This window comes from Pseudomonas abyssi, assembly GCF_003444685.1.
Lineage (GTDB): Bacteria > Pseudomonadota > Gammaproteobacteria > Pseudomonadales > Pseudomonadaceae > Halopseudomonas > Halopseudomonas abyssi.
In genome coordinates, this window is record NZ_LMAZ01000006.1 from 144,758 (window position 1) to 164,142 (window position 19,385).

Annotated in this window: 18 protein-coding genes; 8 read left to right on the forward strand and 10 right to left on the reverse strand. The window is 62.3% G+C overall.

Annotated elements, in window-relative coordinates:
* Window positions 1-69 precede the first annotated feature (69 nt).
* From atpG to ASB58_RS16360, 7 genes are all read left to right on the forward strand, one after another.
* Window positions 70-933, forward strand: a complete 864-nt coding sequence (gene atpG / locus ASB58_RS16330; RefSeq protein ID WP_083728477.1) for a F0F1 ATP synthase subunit gamma — start codon at window positions 70-72, stop codon at window positions 931-933.
* Between the two features lie 50 nt (window positions 934-983).
* A complete protein-coding gene (gene atpD / locus ASB58_RS16335) occupies window positions 984-2,360 on the forward strand; it encodes a F0F1 ATP synthase subunit beta (protein ID WP_096004946.1) in 1,377 nt (458 codons plus the stop codon).
* Between the two features lie 42 nt (window positions 2,361-2,402).
* Window positions 2,403-2,846, forward strand: a complete 444-nt coding sequence (locus tag ASB58_RS16340) for a F0F1 ATP synthase subunit epsilon (RefSeq protein ID WP_096004945.1) — start codon at window positions 2,403-2,405, stop codon at window positions 2,844-2,846.
* A 209-nt stretch (window positions 2,847-3,055) separates the two neighbouring features.
* A complete protein-coding gene (glmU, locus tag ASB58_RS16345) occupies window positions 3,056-4,417 on the forward strand; it encodes a bifunctional UDP-N-acetylglucosamine diphosphorylase/glucosamine-1-phosphate N-acetyltransferase GlmU (protein WP_118131649.1) in 1,362 nt (453 codons plus the stop codon).
* A gap of 54 nt (window positions 4,418-4,471) precedes the next feature.
* Window positions 4,472-5,656, forward strand: coding sequence for a C17 cyclopropane fatty acid synthase CfaB (cfaB, locus tag ASB58_RS16350; protein WP_118131650.1), 1,185 nt, complete (start codon window positions 4,472-4,474; stop codon window positions 5,654-5,656).
* Between the two features lie 88 nt (window positions 5,657-5,744).
* Window positions 5,745-6,584, forward strand: coding sequence for a flagellar brake protein (locus ASB58_RS16355; RefSeq protein WP_165771274.1), 840 nt, complete (start codon window positions 5,745-5,747; stop codon window positions 6,582-6,584).
* Complete coding sequence (locus ASB58_RS16360; RefSeq protein WP_147336850.1) at window positions 6,581-7,030, forward strand: DUF192 domain-containing protein; 450 nt, start codon at window positions 6,581-6,583, stop codon at window positions 7,028-7,030. Before ASB58_RS16355 ends, ASB58_RS16360 begins: the two co-directional genes overlap by 4 nt.
* 8 nt (window positions 7,031-7,038) lie before the next feature.
* Here ASB58_RS16360 and ASB58_RS16365 read toward each other — a convergent pair whose 3' ends face one another.
* The 10 genes from ASB58_RS16365 to ASB58_RS16410 all read right to left on the reverse strand — a co-directional run bounded on the left by ASB58_RS16365 (window position 7,039) and on the right by ASB58_RS16410 (window position 17,900).
* Window positions 7,039-7,401, reverse strand: coding sequence for a hypothetical protein (locus ASB58_RS16365; protein WP_065336022.1), 363 nt, complete (start codon window positions 7,399-7,401; stop codon window positions 7,039-7,041).
* A 24-nt stretch (window positions 7,402-7,425) separates the two neighbouring features.
* Window positions 7,426-8,382, reverse strand: a complete 957-nt coding sequence (locus ASB58_RS16370) for a CobW family GTP-binding protein (protein WP_118131652.1) — start codon at window positions 8,380-8,382, stop codon at window positions 7,426-7,428.
* Window positions 8,383-8,440: 58 nt separating this feature from the next.
* Window positions 8,441-8,830 (reverse strand): DUF3301 domain-containing protein, encoded by a 390-nt coding sequence (locus ASB58_RS16375; RefSeq protein WP_118131653.1) that lies wholly within the window; start codon window positions 8,828-8,830, stop codon window positions 8,441-8,443.
* Between the two features lie 30 nt (window positions 8,831-8,860).
* Window positions 8,861-10,066 carry a GGDEF domain-containing protein gene (locus ASB58_RS16380; protein WP_118131654.1) on the reverse strand — a complete coding sequence of 402 codons (1,206 nt, stop codon included), beginning with the start codon at window positions 10,064-10,066 and terminating at the stop codon, window positions 8,861-8,863.
* Between the two features lie 74 nt (window positions 10,067-10,140).
* Window positions 10,141-10,833, reverse strand: coding sequence for a tRNA (N6-threonylcarbamoyladenosine(37)-N6)-methyltransferase TrmO (gene tsaA / locus ASB58_RS16385; protein ID WP_118131655.1), 693 nt, complete (start codon window positions 10,831-10,833; stop codon window positions 10,141-10,143).
* Window positions 10,834-10,835: 2 nt separating this feature from the next.
* On the reverse strand, window positions 10,836-11,768 hold the full coding sequence (locus ASB58_RS16390) for an alpha/beta fold hydrolase (RefSeq protein WP_118131656.1): 933 nt from the start codon (window positions 11,766-11,768) through the stop codon (window positions 10,836-10,838).
* 109 nt (window positions 11,769-11,877) lie between these two features.
* Window positions 11,878-12,408: a DUF3299 domain-containing protein gene (locus ASB58_RS16395; RefSeq protein ID WP_118131657.1), complete on the reverse strand. Its 531-nt coding sequence runs from the start codon at window positions 12,406-12,408 to the stop codon at window positions 11,878-11,880.
* Between the two features lie 74 nt (window positions 12,409-12,482).
* Window positions 12,483-13,472, reverse strand: a complete 990-nt coding sequence (locus ASB58_RS16400; protein ID WP_118131658.1) for an HD-GYP domain-containing protein — start codon at window positions 13,470-13,472, stop codon at window positions 12,483-12,485.
* Between the two features lie 4 nt (window positions 13,473-13,476).
* Window positions 13,477-17,130, reverse strand: coding sequence for a PAS domain S-box protein (locus ASB58_RS16405; RefSeq protein ID WP_118131659.1), 3,654 nt, complete (start codon window positions 17,128-17,130; stop codon window positions 13,477-13,479).
* Between the two features lie 122 nt (window positions 17,131-17,252).
* Window positions 17,253-17,900, reverse strand: a complete 648-nt coding sequence (locus ASB58_RS16410) for a TetR/AcrR family transcriptional regulator (RefSeq protein ID WP_096004932.1) — start codon at window positions 17,898-17,900, stop codon at window positions 17,253-17,255.
* A 160-nt stretch (window positions 17,901-18,060) separates the two neighbouring features.
* Here ASB58_RS16410 and ASB58_RS16415 point away from each other — a divergent pair, with 160 nt between their 5' ends.
* Complete coding sequence (locus ASB58_RS16415; protein ID WP_118131660.1) at window positions 18,061-19,281, forward strand: acyl-CoA dehydrogenase family protein; 1,221 nt, start codon at window positions 18,061-18,063, stop codon at window positions 19,279-19,281.
* Window positions 19,282-19,385: the final 104 nt, after the last annotated feature.

Here is a 19,385-nt window from a genome sequence, read left to right on the forward strand (position 1 = left end):
GCGGGGCGCAGCGTGAGCTGAGCCCCGCTTCGCGCGATCCGGCCAAGGGCAAACCTGGAAAGGTGTGACATGGCAGGCGCAAAAGAGATTCGCGGCAAGATCGCGAGTATTAAAAGTACGCAGAAGATCACCAGCGCCATGGAAAAGGTGGCGGTCAGCAAGATGCGCAAGGCACAACAGCGCATGACTGCCAGCCGCCCGTACGCTGAGCGTATCCAGCAGGTGATCGGTCATTTGGCCAACGCCAACCCCGAGTACCGCCACGCGTTCATGCAAGAGCGTGAAGTCAAGCGTGTGGGTTACATCGTGGTGAGCACGGATCGCGGTCTGTGCGGCGGCCTGAACACTAACCTGTTCAAGGCTCTGGTCAACAGCATGAAAGAATGGCGTGACCGTAACGTCGAAACCGAACTCTGTGTTATCGGCAGCAAGGGCGCTTCCTTCTTCCGTAGCTACGGCGGCAACGTTGTCGCGGCGATCAGCAACCTGGGCGAAAAGCCTGCGTTGAACGACCTGATCGGCAGCGTCAAGGTGATGCTGGACGGCTACAACGAAGGACGCATCGACCGTCTGTACCTGGTCTCCAACGGCTTCGTCAATACCATGGTTCAGCAGCCCAAAGTGGAACAGATGATTCCGCTGGTGCCCTCCGAAGACGAAGGCGCACAGAAAGGCAGCTGGGACTACCTGTACGAGCCCGATGCCCGGGAACTGCTTGATGGACTGCTGGTGCGGTACATCGAGTCCCAGGTCTACCAGGCTGTGGTCGAAAACAATGCCTGTGAACAGGCAGCCCGGATGATCGCGATGAAGAACGCGACTGACAACGCCGGTGAGCTCATCAACAATCTGCAGCTCATCTACAACAAGGCTCGTCAGGCAGCGATCACGCAGGAAATTTCGGAAATCGTCGGCGGCGCCGCCGCGGTTTGAGGCGACCCGGTTTAACCGGAACGGTTTCAACCATTTAGAGGAACCAACAAATGAGTAGCGGACGTATCGTTCAAATCATCGGCGCCGTCATCGACGTGGAATTCCCGCGCGAAGACGTGCCGAAGGTGTATGACGCGCTGCAGGTGACCGATCAGGGCCTGACCCTGGAAGTCCAGCAGCAACTGGGTGATGGCATCGTACGTACCATCGCCATGGGTACCACCGAAGGTGTCAAGCGCGGTCTGACCGTCGCCAACACCGGTGCAGCCATCTCCGTGCCGGTCGGGGTCAAGACCCTGGGCCGTATCATGGACGTGCTGGGTAACCCGATTGACGAAGCTGGCCCGATCGGCGAAGAAGAGCGCTGGGGTATTCACCGCGCGGCTCCGAGCTACGACGAGCAAGCTGGCTCCAACGAGCTGCTGGAAACCGGCATCAAGGTTATCGACCTGGTCTGCCCGTTTGCCAAGGGCGGTAAGGTTGGTCTGTTCGGTGGTGCCGGTGTAGGCAAAACCGTCAACATGATGGAGCTGATCCGTAACATCGCGATCGAGCACAGCGGTTACTCGGTATTCGCCGGTGTGGGTGAGCGTACTCGTGAAGGTAACGACTTCTATCACGAGATGAAGGACTCCAACGTACTGGACAAGGTAGCTCTGGTATACGGCCAGATGAACGAGCCGCCGGGTAACCGTCTGCGCGTTGCACTGACCGGTCTGACCATGGCCGAGAAGTTCCGTGACGAAGGTCGTGACGTTCTGCTGTTCATCGACAACATCTACCGTTACACCCTGGCCGGTACCGAAGTATCCGCTCTGCTGGGTCGTATGCCGTCCGCGGTAGGTTATCAGCCGACTCTGGCTGAAGAGATGGGCGTTCTGCAGGAGCGTATTACCTCCACCAAGACCGGTTCCATCACCTCCATTCAGGCCGTATACGTACCTGCGGACGACCTGACTGACCCGTCTCCGGCCACCACCTTCGCTCACCTTGATGCGACCGTGGTACTGTCCCGTGACATCGCGTCCCTGGGTATCTACCCGGCTGTAGACCCGCTGGATTCCACCTCTCGTCAGCTGGATCCGCTGGTTATCGGCCAAGAGCACTACGACGTTGCGCGTGGCGTTCAGTATGTTCTGCAGCGCTACAAGGAGCTGAAGGACATCATCGCGATTCTGGGTATGGACGAGCTGTCTGAAGAAGACAAGCAACTGGTAGCCCGTGCTCGTAAGATCCAGCGCTTCCTGTCCCAGCCGTTCTTCGTTGCTGAAGTATTTACCGGTGCACCCGGCAAGTACGTCCCGCTGAAAGAAACCATTCGTGCCTTCGGCGGCATCCTCAAGGGTGAGTTCGACCACCTGCCCGAGCAGGCCTTCTACATGGTTGGTACCATCGACGAAGCGATCGAGAAAGCGAAGAAACTGTAATGGGTGCGCCCCCGCAAGGGGGCGCTGAACCGAGGCGATACAATGGCTATGACAGTGCACTGCGATATCGTAAGCGCGGAAGAAGAGCTGTTCTCAGGTCTGGTTGAACGCGTCATCGCACACGGCAACCTGGGTGATCTGGGCATCATGCCCGGTCACGCGCCGCTGCTGACCGACCTCAAGCCGGGCCCGGTTCGGGTGATCAAACAGGATGGCACAGAGGAGGTGTTCTACATCTCTGGCGGCTTCCTGGAAGTTCAGCCGAGCGTGGTCAAGGTGCTTGCCGACACGGCTATCCGTGCTGGCGACATCGATGAGGCAGCTGCTCTGGAAGCAAAGAAAGCCGCTGAAAGCGCTCTCAACGAGAAAGGCGCAGAATTCGACTATGGTTCGGCTTCTGCCCGTCTCGCCGAGGCGGCGGCCCAATTGCGGACCGTGCAGGAATTGCGCAAGAAGTACGGCGGACCGGCGCTTAACAACCGGTAAGGCGAGCGGCAAGCTACAAGCCGCAAGCTGCAAAAAAACCGCTCGGCGCCAAGCCGCGCGGTTTTTTTTTGCTTCTCGTTAGCGACAACGACCGTCGGCTATTTATCTGCATGGCTGGTCCGACGATCCTGTGTAGCTTGAGGCTTGAGGCTTGAGGCTTGTAGCTTTGCTAGAATGCGCGAACTCTTTTTTTCCGACAGGACGTTCCCATGAATCTGCACGTTGTCATTCTAGCCGCCGGTCAAGGCACCCGTATGCGCTCCAAACTGCCCAAGGTACTGCACCCGGTGGCAGGCAAGCCCATGTTGGGGCATGTCATTGACTGCGCGCGCAGCCTGTCACCAACGCGGATTCATGTAGTGATTGGCCACGGTGCCGAGTTGGTGCGTGAACGGTTGGCTGCCGAGGATATCCACTGGGTGCTGCAAACCGAGCAATTGGGTACCGGTCATGCTGTGGCACAGGCGCTGCCGGGCACCGAGGGGGCTGATCAGGTGCTGGTGTTGTACGGCGACGTGCCCTTGCTGCGCGTCGACACTTTGCAGCAGTTGAGCAGCCAGGCAGGCGCCCAGGCGTTGGGCATGCTGACCGTGACCATGGCTGATCCGACGGGCTATGGGCGCATTGTGCGTGACGCCGCAGGGCAGGTGCAGGCGATTGTTGAGCAGAAAGATGCCAGCGCCGAGCAGCTGGCCATCTGCGAGGGCAATACCGGCATCATGGCGCTGCCGGGCAAGCACGCGGCTCGCTGGTTGGGCAGTCTGTCCAATCAGAATGCCCAGGGTGAATACTATCTGACCGATGTGGTGGCCATGGCAGTATCCGAGCAGATTCCGGTTGAGGTCGCTCACGCGGTCGACGAATACGAGGTGCTGGGTGCCAATAACCGGGTGCAACTGGCGGTTCTGGAGGCCGAGTACCGTCGTCGTCAGGCCGAGAGACTGATGACCGAAGGTGTCAGCCTGGCTGATCCGGCGCGCATTGATGTGCGTGGCGACGTCCGCGTGGGACGTGATATCAGCATCGACATCAACGTGGTTCTGGAAGGGCGCGTGGTGATCGAGGACGACGTGATCATCGAGCCCAACTGTGTCCTGCGTGATTGCCATATCGGTGCCGGCAGCCACATTAAGGCCTTCAGCCATATCGATGGCGCCGAGTTGGCGAGCGGTTGTGATGTGGGCCCCTATGCCCGATTGCGTCCCGGCACGCGCCTGCAGGCGGGCGCCAAGATCGGGAATTTTGTCGAAACCAAGAAGGCTGACATCGGCGCAGGCGCCAAGGTTAACCACCTGTCCTATATCGGCGATGCGGTCGTCGGCCCGGACGTCAACATTGGTGCCGGCACCATCACTTGTAACTACGATGGCGTGAACAAGCACCTGACCACCATTGAGGAAGGTGCCTTTATCGGCACCAACACCGCGCTGGTAGCGCCGGTAACCATAGGCGCGCGAGCCACCACCGCGGCGGGCTCGACCATCACCACCAATGTGCCGGCAGACACGTTGGCCGTGAGCCGCGCACGCCAGCGCAACATCGACGGCTGGAAGCGTCCAACCAAGTCCTGAGGCCCGCCGCCTGGCTGTTCTATAGTGGGGTAAACATCTCACGGGGGAATAGCCATGCTTGCCCAACTGGCCAGCACCCTGGGTGCGTTGCAGCTGCCGCTGCGGATCAGCCTGCCCGATGGCGAATCGCTGGATCTGGCACAGTCACCCACAGTGGAGCTGCGGATACGCGATCCAGCCTTACTCGCCGAGTTGCAGCGGCCGACGCTGGATGCACTCGGCGAGGCCTATATCGAAGAACGCCTGGATATCCACGGGCCGTTGCCGGAGGCAATGGCCATTGCTGACCGACTGAGTCAGTCGCTGGTGGTCAATGCCCCCGGCGACCCGCCCGCAACCGTCCCCCATGACCGTCAGAGCGATGCTCAGGCGGTCGCCTACCACTACGATCTGTCCAACAGCTTCTATGCGCTCTGGCTGGACCCGGAGATGGTCTATTCCTGTGGCTATTTCCGCCATGCGGAGGACTCGCTGGCCCGCGCGCAGGTACAAAAGCTTGATCATCTGTGTCGCAAGCTGCGACTGCATCGCGGCGAATACCTGCTGGACGTGGGCTGCGGTTGGGGCGCTCTGGCGCGTCATGCCGCACGGGAATACGGCGTGCGCGTGCACGGCATTACGTTAAGTGAACAGCAGCTGGAGCTGGGCAATCAGCGGGTGCGGTCCCAGGGGCTGAGCCAGCAGGTACGACTGGAGCTGCGCGACTACCGCGATCTGCCGGGCGGTGAGCAGTATGACAAGGTCGTCAGCGTTGGCATGTTTGAGCACGTCGGGCACGCCAATCTGGATGATTACTTTCGTATTCTGGCCGAGCAGGTCCGTCCGGGTGGGTTGGTGCTCAACCACGGCATCACGGCCAGGTATGTCGATGGCAGGCCCGTAGGGCGCGGCGCAGGACGCTTTATTGGGCGCTATGTGTTCCCTCACGGCGAGTTGCCGCACCTGGCGACCGCGATTGGCAGCATGAGCGAGCAGGGTCTGGAGGTGGTCGATGTGGAGAGTCTGCGGCTGCACTATGCCCACACCCTGCAGCACTGGAGCCGCAACCTGGAAGAGCGACTGGAGCAGGCAAGGGCCCTGGTGGGCGAACGTAGCCTGCGAATCTGGCGTATTTACCTGGCTGGATGCGCCTACGGGTTCGCGCACAACTGGATGAACATTCATCAGATACTGGCGGTCAAGCCGCTTCAAGGTGGCGGGCACAACCTGCCGCTGACCCGGGCGGACCTGTACATCTGATTTGGCTACAACAGCATATAGCCGCGCCGTCCGGACGCTGATACATTTGATGCCAATTGGAATTCTGGACCGGAGCTGTTTTGTGCCAATGATCGCGCTGACTGAAGAAGACATCCCCGTCGGCAAGCCGTTGCCGTGGAACGTTGTCGATGCTGATGGCAAGGTGCTGTTTGCCCAGTCGAAGGTGGTAGAGAACCGTTCGCTGCTCAAGCAACTGGTCAAACTGGGTCTGTTTCGTAGCGGTGCGGCAGAGCAGGCAAGCAACGGAGAGGGTGCAACCGTATCCACGCTGGAGCAGATCCAGTTGGCGCCGGGCGACGCCGTGCAGTTGCAGACCATGAACAGCAACAGTGCCGAGCGTTATCAGGTGCGCATGATCGGCTTTCACGCGCCGGTCAGCCTGCTGGTGACCGCGCCGACGGTGCAGGGCAAGCTGGTGTTCGTGAAGGAAGGCCAGCAGTTTCTGGTCCGTGGCTTTGTGGGTAAGGACGCGGTGGCCTACAAGACCCGTGTACTTAAATCCAGTCTGTCGCCCTTTCCCTACCTGCATCTGGCCTACCCTGAGACCGTGCAGTCCATGCGTATCCGTAGCTCGGCCCGCGCATCGGTGGACCTGGTCACGGCGGTGGTCCGCCAGAACGGCGCCCAGGGTTCGGCTCGCATGACCGATATCAGCGTGGGTGGGGCACGTCTGGTGTCCGCCAAGCCCTTTGCCAACAAGGACGAAGAGCTGAAGTTGTCCTTCCGCATCAACCCTTCGGGGCTGGACGTGTATATGACGGTGGATGCGCGTGTGCGCGCAGTGACCGTGGAAGACGCTCAGGAGCAGCAGGTTGCCACCGGGGTGGAGTTTGTTGAGCTGAGCGAACAGAACCGCCTGTACCTGACCAATCTGGTCTATCAGAACCTGCTGAAAGATACCCTGTGAAGACAAGTCTGTTATTCATGGTTGTGGCCGTGCTGGCGTGCACTGGTGCCCAGGCCGGCACGCGCTCTGTGGTGCTGGGCAACACCGCCTTTGAGCTCACCTATGTGGCTGATCCAGACAGCCGTCGTCAGGGCCTGATGGGGGTGTCTGATCTGCCCTTTGGTACCGGCATGCTGTTTGATTTTCCTGCCGGCACCCAGCCGGCCATCTGGATGCGCAACATGCTGATCAGCCTGGATCTGGTGTTTGTTGCCGACAGCGGCCAGATTCGCCATGTGTTCGCCGAGGTCCCGCCGTGTGCCGAGTTGCCGTGTGCCCTCTACCAGGCGGCGCAGCCACTGCGCTGGGTGATAGAGCTGCCGGCAGGCAGTGTTGCGCGCTTGGGGCTGGAAGAGGGCGACCAGCTGGACATGTCAGGGCTGCCGCCGACAGCGCCAATGCAATAGACCCTAGCTCAGGGCGAGGAGGGTATCTGCCACTGGCCCCGGCTGACCTGCTCGCAATAGGCCTGCAGCACCGGCGCATCCTCTGCGTCGCTGTAGTAGTGAATATCCTGCTGATATCCCACACCTTCGGTATGCGCGCCGGCGCAGACACCGTAGGCGCCGCTTGGGCAGGCCTCCAGCAACTGCACCTGGAAGCTGCGGTCGGGAATCTGGGGCTGGCAGAACTGTTGCTCGAACAAGCCGTCGGGAATGCTGCGATTGGCCTGGCATAGGCGAATGGGCAGCTGGTCATCCGAGGACTCGATCAGGCAGGCGCTGGCAAAGGCGCCAGGGCTCAGCAGTGACAGGGCGAGAATGAGGAAACGGGTCATGATAGCGCCGGCAAAAACGCCACCTTACTGGCTGCGACAGGTCGCCCGCAAGCCCTGTTCCAGCTGCTGTGGATCCGGTAGATCGGCGCAGATCAGTTCGAGCCGACTGTCCTGTCGCCAGGCGCTATCAGTCCAGGTGATCGGTTGACCTGGCAGCAGATTGCAGGCTTTCCAGCCTTGATCAGTGTGCAGGATGCCTTTGGCTCGCTGCCAGGGTAGGTTGGCGAGCCACTGTTGCAGCAATTCAAGCGAAAAGCACTGGTCACTGGCGACGCGCCAGGCAAGGCTGTAGGGCGCTTGCTGCAACTGGGCGTGGCGTTGCCACTGACCCGGCAGCAAGGCGATCTGGCCGATCGGTTGCCCGGCAGGTACTGTTAACCCGGCGCTTGGCGCCGGGGCTGGGTGCCGTGGTATGTCTGCCCAGCTGATGGCTGCGTGTACGCAGGGCAGAGCCTGTGGCCAGGTGCTGCGTAGCTGTGCCAGCGTCTGGGCACTGAGCAGATCGGTACGATTGGCTATCAGCAGGCCTGCAAGCGGCAGGCTGCGCTGTTGGCTGTCCGGCAGGGGCTCGCCGCTTGCCAGTTGGCCGGCATCGACCACCATCAACAGTGGTTGCAGGTCTAGCACGCCTTGCCAGGGCTCGCGCGCCAGCTGCTGCAGCAGTTCGGCAGGGTGGCCCAGTCCGGAACTCTCTATCCATAAGCGGTCAGGTCGTGCCTTGCGCAGCAGGCGGCCCAGGCCGACCTGAAAAGGCACGCCATTTACGCAGCAAAGGCAGCCGCCGGGTATTTCCGCCATGCTGACCCCCGATTCTGTGCTGGACTGCAGCAGCGCGCGGTCTAGCCCCAGTTGACCAAACTCGTTGATCAGCACAGCCCAGCGTTCGTCCGCAGGACGTTGCGCCAGAAGGTTCTGCAGCAAGCTGGTCTTGCCGGCGCCAAGCGGACCGGCGATCAGGTGTGTCGGGATTTGGCTGAGCATCAGGAGAAGGGTTCCACGTGGAACTAACAAATAGACAAAATAACTTTATGTTGTTGCTTTAATAAATTCTATGAATCGTTGCGCCTTGCCTCTCGCCAGCGGCGTGTGGCGTTGCGGAGGGGGCGTCACTGCCCGGAAACGGGTGCGGCGCCAGTTCGATCTGCAGTACCTGCAGGCCGTGCAGGTCAAGATGGCCGCTGTAGCGGTGCTCGCCGGTGACGGTGAACTCGAAGCTGTAGCGGCGAATCAGTCCGGGCATGCCCCGACGGTTGCGCCCGACACGCACTGAGCTGAGCGCCACGCTGTCGTCCAGTAGCTGCACGTCAGCACGCTCGCAGTGCTGACGCACGCGTTGCAGGGCCTGATCACCCTGGCCCAGGGCTCGCCAGAGCCACCAACCGGCAAAGGCGCATACGAGCAATAATGTGGCGTGGCCCAGGTTGAACACGGTGCAAGATCCTTGGTGTGGGCAGGAGGCTCAGTATGCCACGGTTGGCTCGGCTGACCACAGCTGGAGCTGGTTACGGCCTTGGCTCTTGGCCTGGTACAGGGCCAGGTCCGCCTGACGCAGCAACTGGTCAGCGTTGTCGCTCATCTGCCGTTGCGCCAGGCCGATGCTGACGCGCAGGTTGTAGCGTTGCTGCCGGTACTGGAACGGGTGCGCTTCGACCATCTGGCGCAGGCGTTCCAGCGAATGGCTGGCCTGGGTTGCTGAGGTTTCGGGCATCAGCAGTACAAACTCCTCGCCGCCAAAGCGCGCAAACAGATCGCTATGCCGTGCCTGCTGCTGGCACAGGGCAGCAAAATGCTGCAAGGCATGATCACCCGCCTGATGACCGAGCTGGTCGTTCAGCTGCTTGAAGTGGTCCAGGTCGAAAATGGCCAGACACAGCGGTCTGCCGTAGCGCTCACTGCGAGCCACTTCATCGGCCAGCTGCCGATGGAAGGCGCGGCGGTTGAACGCGCCGGTCAGCGGGTCCCGGAAGGTTTGTTCCTGCAGCTGTGCAGCCAACTGCTGACTGCGCGCCAGCACGCGCTGGGTGGTCATCAGGCAGCACCCGACAAAACCGAGAACCAGCGCGGGGAGGGCGAAATTGTAAGACAGCAGGTAGCTGAATGACTCGTAGGGCTGAACATAGGCTGCATCGAGCCACCAGTTGCGGTAGCCAAGGATGCCGCGCAGCAGGGTCACTGCGCTGTAGATCAGCAGACCGACGGTGACCAGCAGGCGGGCCGGACGGGTTGCCGGGTCGCGGCTTTCGTACAGCAGCAGCATGATGGCTTGTAGCGGAAGCAACCCGGCAATGCTGGAGTACACCCCCATCAGCAAATCGGAGCTGCCATTGGCCAGCCAGTACCAGCTGTTGAACAGCACCATGACGCCGGTGCTCGCTGGCAGTGTCCACCAGGGCACTCGGCGGCCGAAAAAGCGAAAGATACCCAGCAGAAATAGCGCCTCTCCTGCGAGCTGCAGGGCGTTGCCCAGTACGTTGAGCACCGGGTTGCGGGTTATCACGAAGATCAGAAACAGGACGATGCCGGCGATCAGGCTCCAGCAGCCGGCCAGCCAGAACCCCGGGCCGGGCTCGCCGGGCACGGTCCGGAACAGGGCCGTGGCGCACAGCGCGATGGCAACCAGCAGGCAGATGCCCAGCAGCATTGGCGAGAAATACAGCTGCTCCATGGCGTGTACACGACCCTGTGAATCAACGTGGCCCGAGTATACCGCGCCCTTGGGCTACTGCCACCTGCGGCAGGTCAGACCGGCTCGACGCCCAGCACGCAGATGCGCTCGGGGGCGGGGTAGTGCCAGCGTACGTTGACGTCCCAGAAGCGCACACCGTACTCGCGCCCGGCATCGGGTGTCTGGTAGGCCGGTTTCGGGTCCTGTGCCAGGCACTGCTCAATGAGCGCCACCAGCGGCTGACCCAGACGCCGCTGCTGAGCCTCGGCCTGCTCGCGGGCGACATCGTGCCAGTCGACCGCGATGGGGGCAGGGGGCGCAGCGGCGAGCGGGTTGTGGGCATCGGCAATGGCATCGGCATAGGGCACGTAGGGTTTTATGTCGAGTATCGGTGTGCCGTCCAGCAGGTCGACGCCGGACAGCAGCAGGCGGCCGTCAACAATGCCCTCAAGGCGCACGACCGATTGGCCGATCGGGTTGGGCCGGTGGGTGGCGCGGCTGGCAAACACGCCGATACGCTGGTTACCGCCAAGGCGCGGCGGGCGAACGCGCAGGTGCTTGCGGCCGTGACCGGCGGCGTGAAAAATGAACAACAGCCACAGGTGGCTGACGCCTTCCAGGCCTTCCAGCGCCTCGGGCTGGTCAAAGGGGGGCAGCAACTCCAGGGTGGCGGTGGCCGCCGGGGCCAGCAGTGGCTGGCGCGGGATGGCGAACTTCTCGGCGAAACAGGAGTGGATGATGCCGACCGGCTCGAACTGCCAGCCCACGATCAGGACTCCGCCAGCGGCGGGATGCAGTCGGGGCGGTCCTGGGTGATCAGATGGCTGCAGTCCGGAACCTGGATGATTTGCAGGTTCTCTGCCTGGTCCGCGCTGCGGCGCATCGCTTCAGCCTGCAGAATACGGTCCTTCTCCGGGACCAGGATGGCGCCGCGCTGCAGGTGCTGGTAGATGTCGGTGGGGGTGCGCTCCATCCAGTCTGCCAGGTCGAGGATATTGTCGACAAAGGTCCTGCCGTGGCGCGGGTTGAACGGCAGGGCGCTGACCAGCTCTCGTTTGCGCGGGTCATCCAGCGGCCCAAACAGGTGGCGGTTGCTGGGCGATATAGGTTGCTGTTGCCAGGCAAACAGATAGAACGGCAGGAACCAGCGTGCGGCTCTGGGCACCTCACGGAAGGGTTTGCCCTGAGGAAGCACCGGCGCTTCTAGGATGACCTCGACCCGGCTGAACAACTCCGGACGCTGGCGAGCCGCTTCCAGGATGACCGCTCCGCCGCGGGAGTGGCCGTGCACGCGGATCTGACGAGCGGTAGCCAGATGCTCCAGGGCCTGGTTGAGCACTTCGGCGTCATAGGCGATGGTACCGGGGCGCGAGCGCAGTGGCGCAACCCACGCGGCCTTCTGGTAGCTTGGACGGTTGACCGGAACATGGTAGTCGGCGCTGGTCAGCATGATCAGCTGCAGGGCAGGATCCTGATAGTACGCCGTGAAATACAGGAAGTTCTCGACAAAACCCGGCATTACGATGACGCACTGCGATGCATCCTCCGGCCCTTGGCGGGCAACGCAAGCCTGACCCACCTGATACAGCTCACCCTGAAAGTCGATGGCTTGCACCTGCGGCGTTTCGCGCCGCAGCAACCAGCGGCGCAGGCTGGTGGCAATCAGGATGAACAGGCCGACCAAGCCAATCAGAATATGCATGTACAAAAGGCTCCCTGTGAGCGGGCCAACGATGAGTTGGCCACAGCATAACGGATTCGGTGCTGGCGTGGGGCCACCCGGCTGGGCGATTTGGCGTTCTGCTGCGCGCTTATTCGCCGTCGTAGAGCCACACCCGCTCGGCGGACAGGGCGTAGCTGGCGTCGGCCAGCTGGTTGCTGGTCTGGCTGATGTGCAGGGTGCCCTGCACCCAGAATGGCTGGTAGATATCGTCGATCGCGATGCCATCGGGATAGTCGACCAGGATGATCTGGTTGGGCGGTGGCGGTGGTACGTGAATGCAGGCGCCGGCATAGGGCACCAGAAAGAAACTCAGGTAGCGGCCTTCGGCATCGGTTTCCAGCGGCACCGGGTAACCGCCAATACGCACCGAGCGGCCGTCGTAGTCGCTGACCACGCGGGTCGAGTACATCACCTCGGGCAGGCTGTCATCCCGCTGGCGCAGGCTCTGGGTAAAGTCGCCCTCGCTGTCCAGACCGCTGCCGTGGCCGATTTCCGGCATGTCCAGCATGGCCTGGTAGTCCTCGGCTGGCAGCAGGTCGAGCCAGTCGATGGTCGCGGGTGCGGCGCTCAGGGTAAGGGGGAGTACGAAGGTAAATAGCAGTAGCAGGGCGCGCAACATCAGCGTTTTCCGATTTCTCTGGCAGTGCTGAGACAGATTCAGCGCGTCGGTGTTCCACATCCTTGAGTCGGCGCCTACTCCGCCCACCGGTCGCGAATCTCGATAATTTCCTCCAGACGGGCAAGGAAGCAGTTCACCAGGTGGGGGTCGAAGTGCTTGCCGCTCTGTTCACGAATCAGGGCGACGGCATCTTCCACGCTCCAGGCCCGCTTATAGGGACGCTCGCTGGTCAAGGCGTCAAAGACGTCGGCAATCGCGATGATACGCGCCTCAATGGGGATGTCGGTGCCGGCCAGCCCTGCAGGATAGCCGCTGCCATCCCACTTTTCGTGATGACCAAGGGCAATGCGCCGGGCCATTTGCAGCATGCTGGCGTCGTGTTCGCCGATGATGCGCGCGCCAATGTCCGGATGCTGTTGCATGATGGCCCACTCGTCAGCGTCCAGCTTGCCGGGTTTTTGCAGGATGGCGTCGGGAATGCCGATCTTGCCGACATCGTGCATGGGGGCGGCGTGCAGCAGCTCCTCGGCGTCTTCGGCGCTGAAGCCGGCCTCCAGAGCGATGATGCGCGAGAAGTGACTCATGCGAATGACGTGCAGGCCGGTCTCGTTGTCCTTGTACTCGGCGGCCATACCCAGCGCCTGCACGATGTTGAGACGGGTCTGACGCAGCACATCGGCGCGTACCAGTGACAGGTGCGTACGCACCCGCGCGCGCACAATGGGAGCGCTCACCGGTTTGCTGATGTAGTCGACTGCGCCCAGCTCGAAGCCCAGCGCCTCGTCCTCCGGGTTGGACAGGGCGGTGACGAAGATCACTGGAATGGCCTCGGTCTGCGGGTCGGCCTTCAGCCGTACACAGACCTCATGGCCGGTGGTGCCGGGCATCATCACATCCAGCAGAATCAGCTGTGGTCGCTCGTTGCTGGCGAGCTCCAGCGCGCGCTCGCCGTCGCGGGCGAACAGCAGGCGGTAGTCGTCCTGCAGGATATGCTTGAGCACATGCAGGTTGGCTGGTTCGTCATCCACCAGCAGTATCGACGGGCGGCGGTCCTTGAAGGGCATGGGGTCAACCTTGGGTGGATGCAGTACGTCGCTCGGCTTCCAGCAGAGCGATGGCGGCTGCAAAGTCAAAATCGTCCAGCGCCTGCTCCAGCGCTGTGCGTTGCTCGCTGGCGAGGCTGCCTGCCAGGCGCTGCAGAGCCTGTTCGTTCACCTCGCCGCGACGCAGCACGGTAATCAGCTTGTCGATCAGGTTGTCACGGGCGGCGCTATCTAGCGTCTCGTCAGCCGGAGTGGTCTGCACGGGCGCGGGTGTCGGCGCTGCAGCGCGGCTGGCGCGCGCGCAGGCGTGCAGCGCCTCGCGCAGTGCCTCGGTATCATTCTGGCCCGCTGCCAGCTTGCTTTCCAGTTCGCTGGCGAGCTGGCGCAGCGCCTGCAAAGACAAGTTGCCGGCGCTGCCGTTGAGTTTGTGCGCCAGGCTGCGGGCGTGCTCCAGAGCCTGCTGGTCCAGCGCCTGGTCCAGCTCGGCCAGTTGGCTCGGTAATTCGCCAAGGAAGCGGTGGATGGCCTGCTCAAGGGCGTCGCGGTTGCCCCAGCGCAGCTCACCGCTGGCCCAGTCGATCAAGGGGGTAGTCTGCTCCGCCTTGGCGCTGTCGTGGTCGGCGCTGGGGACTTGCAGGCCCAATACCCGCGCCATTTCCTGGCGCAGCGCCACGCGGTCGACCGGCTTCGAGGCAAAGCCTTCCATACCTGCCTCGCGGGCAGCCTGGCGATCCTTGTCCAGCACGCTGGCGGTGAGGGCAATGATCGGGGTCGGGCGTCGCCCCAGATTGGCTTCGTAGCGACGGATGATGCGAGTGGCTTCCAGACCATCAACCTCCGGCATCTGCATGTCCATGAGGATCAGGTCGAAGGGCTCCTCGGCCACCAGCTCGAAGGCGCGCAGACCGTTGTTCACACTGCGCACCCGGTGCCCTTCGTTGTGCAGCAGCAGCTCCATCAACTGTACGTTGTCGGCAACATCATCGGCGACCAGAATGCGCAGCGGCGGCAGCTCGATACGGTTGCTGCTGAGTGCGCTCAACGCCTTGGCGTCCGCGCTGGCGGCGGTCAGCGGCAGCAGTACCTGGAAGCTGGAGCCTTGGCTCGGGATGCTCTCGACGCTGATGTGCCCGCCCATCAGCTCGACCAGCTGGCGGGCGATAGTGGTGCCCAGGCCGGTGCCGCCGAAGCGCCGGCTCATGGACGCATCGGCCTGGGCGAACGGTTCGAAAATCTGCTGCAGGCGATCCGTCGGGATACCGATGCCGGTGTCGCTGATGCGCAGACGGACCTGTTTCTGGTGCTGATCCACGCGGAGCTCGACCCGGCCTTGCTCGGTAAACTTGATGGCATTGCCCAGCAGGTTGGTCAGCACCTGACGGATACGCGTCGGGTCGCCGCTGAAGTGCTCCTGCGGTAGCTGGTAGCTGAACGTCAACTGCAAGCCCTTGCGATTGGCTTCCAGACTGAACACGTTGATTTGTTGCTGGCAGAGTTCGCGCAGCGAGAAGTCCTGGCGCTCCAGCCGTACCTGACCCTTTTCCAGCTTGGCGGTATCGAGAATGTCGTTGAGCAGCCCCAGCAGCGAGCGGGCGGATTGATTCACGGTGCGCGCGTACTTGCGCTGACTGGTGGTCAGGTTGTCGTTGAGCAGCACCTCGCTGAAGCCGATGATGGCATTCATGGGCGTGCGGATTTCGTGACTCATGTTGGCCAGGAAGGCGCCCTTGGATTCGGCCGCCAGTTCGGCCCGCTCCTTGGCTTCGAGCAGGGCCACCTCCATGCGTCGGCGTTCGCTCAGGTCGGTGACCAGCACGATCACCTTGGTCAGCTCGCCAAAGCTGTCGATGATCGGGTTGCAGTAGGTCTGCACATACACGTTGTCGCCGTTTCGATGCGTCAGGCTGTACTCGCCGACCAGGTACTCGCCACGGCGAACACTGGCCCAGGCTTCATCGGTAAACTCGCCGTCGTCGATCAACTGCTGGAAGGTGCGTCCCTTCAGCTCTGCTTCAGAGCAGCCGCTGAGGCTCAGGAAATGCGGGTTGGCGAAACAAATACGACCGTCCATGTCCAGGTCCAGCATGCCTTGGGCCTGGCTGATGGCGCGCACGATACCCTCGAATTCGGCGGCGCGCAGCTTGGTGTCGGTGATATCCAGGATGACCCCGTCGATCCACTCGGGGTTGCCCTGCTCGTCAAAGATTGCGCTCGCGTATTCGGAGACCCAGCGAATCTGGCCGTCGCGGTGGAAGATGCGGTACTCAAGGTTGTAGTTCTCGCGACGGCCGATGGCGGCCATGACATGATCGACCGTGAAGTCGATGTCTGCCGGATGGATGATGTCGGCAAAGCTCATCTCGCCGTTGAGAAAGCGTTCTGTCGGCCAGCCGGTGAGGAGCTCCACCGCGTCGCTGATAAACAGCATGCGCCAGTCCTCACGGGGCAGGCAGCGGAAGGTGACGCCGGGGATATTGGTGATCAGGCTGCGGTACTGTTCTTCGCGCTCCTGCAACGAGTTTTCCAGCTCCCGGCGCTCGCTGATGTCGCTGACAAAGCCGACGAAGCGCACGCCGTCGCGGATATGGGTCTGGCCGATCGACAGGCGCACCGGAAAGTGCTCGCCATTGCGCCGCATCCACCAGGACTCGGTGCTGGTGCCCAGCTGTGCCGGACGTTGACCGGCGGCATACTCGCTGAGAAAGCTGCGCAAGCGCTCTCGGGTAGCCAGCGGTAGCAGCACATCCAGAGGTTGGCCAAGCAGCTCGGATTCGGGCCAGCCGAATATGTGTTCAGCTGCGCGATTGATCTCGCGGATGCGCCCGTAGCGATCCCAGGTGATGATCGCATCGACTGCGGTGTCAACGATGCCGCGGATATGGGCTTCGCTGGCCTGTACCTTCTGGTACAGCTGATTGAAGCGCACCGCGCCATTGACCGCGCCAACCAGAATACCCACCACCAAGGTGGAGAAGGCAATCAGCAAACCAAGGTTGCGCTGCGCATCAAACTGTCCCAGGTAATCGCTTTGCGGCTCGCCGATGATACGGGCCGCCGCCATGCCGGTGTAGTGCATGGTGGCAATGGCCGAGCCCATCACCAGCGCGGCGATCAGCAAGGTCTTGCTGGTCGGTTTGCCAAGGCCAAAGCGAATCCACAGCGACAGAATGGCCAGCACCACCGCGACCACCACCGAGCCGACAAACCACCAGGGGTCGAATAGCAGTTGCGCGTCCATGCGCATGGCGGCCATGCCGATGTAGTGCATGGTGCCGATGCCTGCGCCGATCAGGGTGCCCCCTGTCAGCAGCTCCCTTGCCCCAAGAACGCGGCGCGACAGCAATTGCAGGGCCACCAGCGAGGCGCCCAGCGCCGGTAGCATGGACAGCAGGGTAATGGTCAGGTCGTAGTGCACTTCCAGAGGCAGGGTGAACGACAGCATGCCGATAAAGTGCATCGCCCAGATACCGACGCCCAGGGCAACTGCGCCGCTGAGCAGCGCGCCCCGCCGGGTTGCCGGCGTAGCGGCCAGACGCGCCAGACCAGCCACCTGCAGCGCCAGCCAGGCGGCGGCGATGGCAACCAGTATCGACAGCAGCATCAGGCTGTGGTGGTGGTGCCCATGCAGCAGGTTGCCCTGATGCAGTTCGGCTTGGTAGAACCAGGATTGGATCGGCACGCTTTGCTCCTGACGGCTTCAACGCCTTGCGGCTTAAGCAGGTGCGCGGTCGTTCGCATCCGGCGGGTGACGGCACTTTGAAATCATGGCGGGCTTGACGCTGGCTGTCCAGCTGCGTCCGGCTATCTGGCAGCAGTATCGGCGGACTGGGTGACAACTTGAGGGGGGTGCAGCAGCTGTTGCCATTGTTCCCGCAGGCTGCGCAGGGACTGTTCGCCGCCCAGCTGACCACGAAACAGCAGCACGCCACCCAGCACCGCGGCGTACTGGATCAGCGCCATGCCGCGTGCCTGGCCGGGTGGCACCAGCGGGGCCAGCAACTGCGCTGTCTGCTCGACCCGTGCTTCGTCCACCGCGGCGACGATATCGCGGGCGTAGAGGTCGCGCTGGGCGAAATCGCGAATCGCAAACTCCACCTTCATGCGTTTGAACTCCACCGCCGGGCCTTCAAACATCAGCAGCAGCACGCGTTCTACTTCCTGCTGTGGGCTCAATGCCGGGTCCAGCCCGGGTTGCCAGTAGCGCAAGCCTTTCATGCGCTGGGCTTGCCACTGGTCGAGGAACAGACGAACAAACTGCGGCAGGTCCTCGAAATGCCAGTAGAAACTGCCGCGGGTCACCTTCAGGCGCTTGGCCAGCGGCAGCACACGCAACTGATCGAAGCCGCCTTCAAGGATGGCGTCGGTGGCGGCGTCGAACCAGTCCTGGGGCGTCAATACGGCGCGGCCGGTAGGACGGCCGCGGCGGGCGGGTTTGCTGGCAGCGGACATCTGCAGCTCCGGTGATGTGGGTCGTGGTCGGATTATAAGTCAGGCGAAGGCCGCGTCATATCTATTTCCATACACAATTGACAATACATATGTGTATTGAGATTTTGTCTTCAGGACGGCTGCCATCGCAACCGCATGATCGACACCTCAGGAGTTCGCCATGTACCACCAGACCGAACGCTCGCTGGATCTGCAAAAGCGCGTTTCCGATTTTATGGACGCGCACGTTTTCCCCAATGAGCAGCGCTACGAAGAGGAAATCCGCGCCAACGAGAAGGCCGGAAACGCCTACACCACCGTGCAGTTGATGGAAGAGCTGAAGGCCAAGGCACGCGCCGAGGGGCTGTGGAACCTGTTTCTGCCGGAAGCCGAGCACGGTCCGGGTCTGAGCAACGTGGAATACGCCCCGCTGGCCGAGCTGATGGGGCGCGTGCCGGGCATGTGGGCGTCCGAGGTGTTCAACTGCGGCGCGCCGGATACCGGCAATATGGAAGTGCTGGCCCGCTACGGCACCAAAGAGCAGCAGGAGCGCTGGCTGACCCCGCTGCTGAACGGCGAAATCCGCTCTGCCTTTGCCATGACCGAGCCGCTGGTGGCGTCTTCCGATGCGACCAATGTGGAAACCCGCATCGAGCGTGACGGTGACGAGTACGTGATCAACGGCCGCAAGTGGTATATCTCCGGTGCTGCCAACGAGCGCTGCGAGATCATGGTGGTGATGGGCAAGAGCGACCCGGACAACCCGAACCGCCACCAGCAGCAGTCGATGATTCTGGTGCCGATGAACACCCCTGGCGTCACCGTGCTGCGTGATATGGGCTGCTACGGCTATATGGATCCGCCGTACGGCCACCCGGAAATCATCTTCGAAAACGTGCGCGTGCCGGCCAGCAATATGCTGCTGGGTGAAGGCCGCGGCTTCGAGATTGCTCAGGGTCGTCTTGGGCCGGGTCGTATCCACCACTGCATGCGGGTGATCGGTCAGGCCGAACGGGCGCTGGCGCTGATGTGTGAGCGTCTGAGCAAGCGCGTGGCGTTCGGCAAGCCCCTGTCAGAGCAGGGCGTGTGGCGTGAGCGCATCGCCGAGTCGCGGATCATGATCGATCAGGCGCGCTTCCTGGTCATGAACGCGGCGCATCTGATGGATACCGTCGGCAACAAGGTCGCCGCCAAGCAGATCGCGATGATCAAGGTAGCCGCGCCGAACATGGCGTGTCAGGTCATCGACTGGGCGATTCAGGCCCACGGCGCCGGTGGTTTCTCCTCCGACTTCCCACTGGCGCAGCTGTACGTCTACGCCCGGCACCTGCGCACCGCCGACGGCCCGGATGAAGTGCACCGTAACGCGATTGCCAAGGCGGAGCTCAAGCGCTTCCAGTAATGCAATGAGCGGTGAGCAAACCCCGCAGCACCTCATGGTGCTGCGGGGTTTTTGGGTTTGAAGGCAAGATCAACGAAGGTGGCCGCCGCACGGACCCTAGTCCC